The organism is Bacillota bacterium (assembly GCA_012842395.1).
Lineage (GTDB): Bacteria > Bacillota > SHA-98 > UBA4971 > UBA4971 > UBA6256.
The window spans coordinates 1-3,490 of record DUSX01000043.1 but is presented as its reverse complement, the minus strand read 5'-3'; the positions used below and the strand labels follow the sequence as shown (position 1 = coordinate 3,490).

The following is a 3,490-nucleotide window of genomic DNA, read 5'->3' as shown; positions in this document are numbered from 1 at the left end:
TCTAAGATTCGATCAAAACCGGGATATTCCTGTAATGGAAGCCTGTAACGGAAGACAGAAACCAGTGATGCTCCAGTCGCACACCGATGACGAAACCACACATCGAGCGTGGAAGCCCGAGCGGCTCGCACGTGTGCTTGATAATGGCCGCTGACTGAAGAGACGGTCGCCCTTTTGAATCGAGCCTGGCATCTTACAAGCGAGTCTACACCCGTTGGACCTCATCGATCATCGGTCGCCGAGCGCCCCAATCGGGGTGACTGCTAAGCCCTCCGACGCACAAGTAAGGTCGTCTCTTCCGCCCGACACCTCCTCCCCATTCCGAGATGCAGGTCTGACCCTTCCCGGCGAACTAGGGTCATCCTGCAGCCGGCGACGACAATGTTCTTCACAGGCTCTTCCTATCGAGCGCCTCCACGCGACCCAATAGCTCACTGACATAACCGATTGCCTCGTTCATGTCGGGATTGTAGTCGCTCGGATGTGCACACTCGTGCCTCTTTGCCAGTAACCCAGCTAATGTCTTCATTTCCGATTTCGAAAGCAGGCCAACATCCTTTGCAGCTTCAATTAACTGATGTTCGGTCACGCTCTCCCGCAACCGAACTATATCATCGTACTGAGCCCAGCTCGGTCTTACCGCCTTGATGGCTTTCAATCCGTCCGACGCTAGTCTTTCCTCAAGATGGTCCATAAACGCCGCCCACGCCACCACATGTGCAGCTCGGAAGCATCCTGCTTCAATGCAAGCAATGGCCTCGCGGAAGAGCGATCCTTGCTTGATCGACAGACCACTGACGCGCCTGCGGGTCCTGTCTAGCACAACCACACGTGACGGCGCATCTTCACACCTCGACAGTATCAAGTGCGCCTCATGCTGAAAGGCAAGAGCTCGTCGACATACATCCGCAATACTAGGCATGTCAGACGTCTCCCATCAACAGGTGTCGTCTCATTGCTGAAAAGAAGGTGTCATACACCTTTTCGTCCGTAGTCTCCGGGAGGGTGAGTTGTATGTTGACATTGACCGCGAATCCTCTAGGGAGCATCCCCGAGATGGTCTCACAGGCCGGTTTGTCATTTGGCCCTTGTCCATTTGCACCTGCGATGGGGACTTCTATACGGCGTTCGCTATTCATTCCTGCGACCTTGCATAACTCAAGGAAAGTTGAGACCATGTAATTGATAGCGCCTTTTCCAGCTTTCGAGTGCGAGGAGAAAAACGCTCGCAGCTCTTCCCTTGAACGAGTATGAGCTTCTGGGTAAGTGTCATAGAGCTGCGTATAAGCTCTACGAATTGCAGATCCCAGGGCCTGCTTACCTTCTGACCCACGATACTCCCTCCAAAGCTCACCGGGAGAACCGGAAGAGTCAGTGAAGCCAAGATGTTCCAATACCCGGAGCAGTGACCTGTCATTGCTTGAGGTAAGTCCTATGCTCTGAAGCCATTTCCCCGTCGCTCTCTGCGGCACTCCGACTTCGCTGATCTTTGACAACAACGCTCCAATCTTCCCCGGTACGGTCGTATAGACAAAGTCCTCCACAGCCAGTCCCTCCCGCATGCACACTTCTTATCTCCATGATGCATGGTGCAAAGCGACCCTCGACGCCGCCTTAGAACAGCAACTACCTTCCTCCCGGCACATACTCCGTGTCTCACTTAGTATCTAGCCGTCGGACATTCAGACGAATACTGTATCCTTGATGGCAGCGCCCTTTGACAGGAGATGCTCTACCAATCTCGGCCTTCAGTTGGCCGTTCCTGTTTCGCACTACGCATCCATCACTGACATGACGCACCGCGTGCCATCCATGAATAGAACGACGGCCTCCAAGACCGACATAGCATACCATATAGTCAGCCACGCCGCTTCTGTCACAGGCACACCTCCGCCATGGGAACGATTGCGATGTCCAATCGTTGTGAGCCCGCAGGAAGCCCGAACCAGGTCTTGTGGAGACGTGCACGGGGCCATCGGTGGGCTTCCTCGCGGATTCAGCACGTGCAATTGACACTCCAGCGCGAGGCTCTGTCACCAAGACGCGTCGCCGACCCAGCAACAAAACGCGGCACTAGAAACAATGTGGACGCGACTCCCATAGATGATAAGCTATGGGATTGATGGTCATGCATGACACGCGTTATGAGCACACTCCAGAACAACAAGCGAGAAGCCTCCACTTGCAGGTGTCAACAGGAAGTTCTCTGTCCAGATAAGCCCCCCAAAAGGCCTTCTTGGAGCTTTTTGGGCCAATCTTTCAGAAGTTGTCGCATATTGTTGGAAGTATTCGACAGAGGCTGCCAGTACTCCTTTCGCCAATACCGAAATGCCTCCAGACGCCTGAGGTCAACAGGGTCTCATCGAGAGGTACGGCCGAAAGCTCCTCCCGGTCAACACCGCCCTAGGTCAGACCCACCAGCTCCCATTAGCCATTCACCTGGACGGCCAGCACGACCGAGTCGTCGGTTGCTAGGCTGCGGTTACCTTACTTCACAGGGAGCACGGTCACGAGCTGGTCTGGCCCATTCTCCGCTCCGAGATGGTTGCCCTTACTCCTGGTATTTTTCATGGCATGGCATGGTGAAGGAGTCCCACCACGCTCGGTGCCGCGGTCACCGCGCCTTAGTCCTTCAACTGCCTTGTCCGCGGGCTCGCCCTCCCAGAGCAGAAGACCGACAACAGCCCGCACACCACGGTTCTCGGAACCGGCGGCGCTGGTTCCGTTCAGATAAGTCGACCGGCCGTTAGAGGGCGTTAGCATCCGCATCCTACTCGATAGCTTTCAGCGTCAGGGCGAACTCGTAAGATATCGGCTCACCGAGCTGCGTCTCTGTGTAGGCCCTCTCCTCGTGACTCATCTTTCCGAGCGCGGTGGCGCTGCAACTCTTGAACTTCCGGAGGACGTCTTCGAGAACCTTCAGCTCCTCAGGGCTAAACAAATCGGCCTCGAACTCCGCAACAGGTTCGACCCTCTCTCCTTCGACCTCGCCGTAACTCTGCGGCTTGAGGGCAATGAACTGCATCCGCTCCATGTAGGCCACGACCAAGTCGTGGGCTAGCGGAACAGGCCCAAAGTAGTTGTGGCAGTATACCGCGCCGCTCATGGAGCAAAGCGTCCGTCTATAGCAGAGGAAATCCGAATACCACAGCATCTTAAGCAACTTCGATTTCGCGATGCCGGGGCACTTGGCCGCAAAGAAGACCGCCATTTCGGCGAGTCTGTCCAGATCAGGCCTACGCCTTCCCCGTAGCGACTCTCCATGCCGCGAGTACAGGCTTAGCAGGATCCGCGAGATCTTCTCGGGCACACTATCTGCTCGGCGGGAACCAAGTGCCTTCTCCACTCGCTTTCTCTCAAGGCTTCCTAGCTTAGAAGCAGATGCTTCAAAGAGACCACGCGCGTAAGCCACATCCTTGCTGAATCGACAAAGCTGGTCATTATGGGCGACGCTGGGGATCGACCCAAGTTCGTATCTCGCTATCGTGGC

3 protein-coding genes are annotated in these 3,490 nt (G+C 55.5%); all 3 read right to left on the bottom strand.

Annotation, left to right across the window (positions count from 1 at the left end; translation table 11 throughout):
• Window positions 1-388: 388 nt before the first annotated feature.
• The 3 genes from GX515_13075 to GX515_13065 all read right to left on the bottom strand — a co-directional run bounded on the left by GX515_13075 (window position 389) and on the right by GX515_13065 (window position 3,346).
• A complete protein-coding gene (locus tag GX515_13075; GenBank protein HHY33927.1) occupies window positions 389-694 on the bottom strand; it encodes a hypothetical protein in 306 nt (101 codons plus the stop codon).
• A gap of 229 nt (window positions 695-923) precedes the next feature.
• Window positions 924-1,544, bottom strand: a complete 621-nt coding sequence (locus GX515_13070) for a DUF5343 domain-containing protein (protein ID HHY33926.1) — start codon at window positions 1,542-1,544, stop codon at window positions 924-926.
• 1,226 nt (window positions 1,545-2,770) lie between these two features.
• Window positions 2,771-3,346 (bottom strand): SocA family protein, encoded by a 576-nt coding sequence (locus GX515_13065; GenBank protein HHY33925.1) that lies wholly within the window; start codon window positions 3,344-3,346, stop codon window positions 2,771-2,773.
• Window positions 3,347-3,490 lie beyond the last annotated feature (144 nt).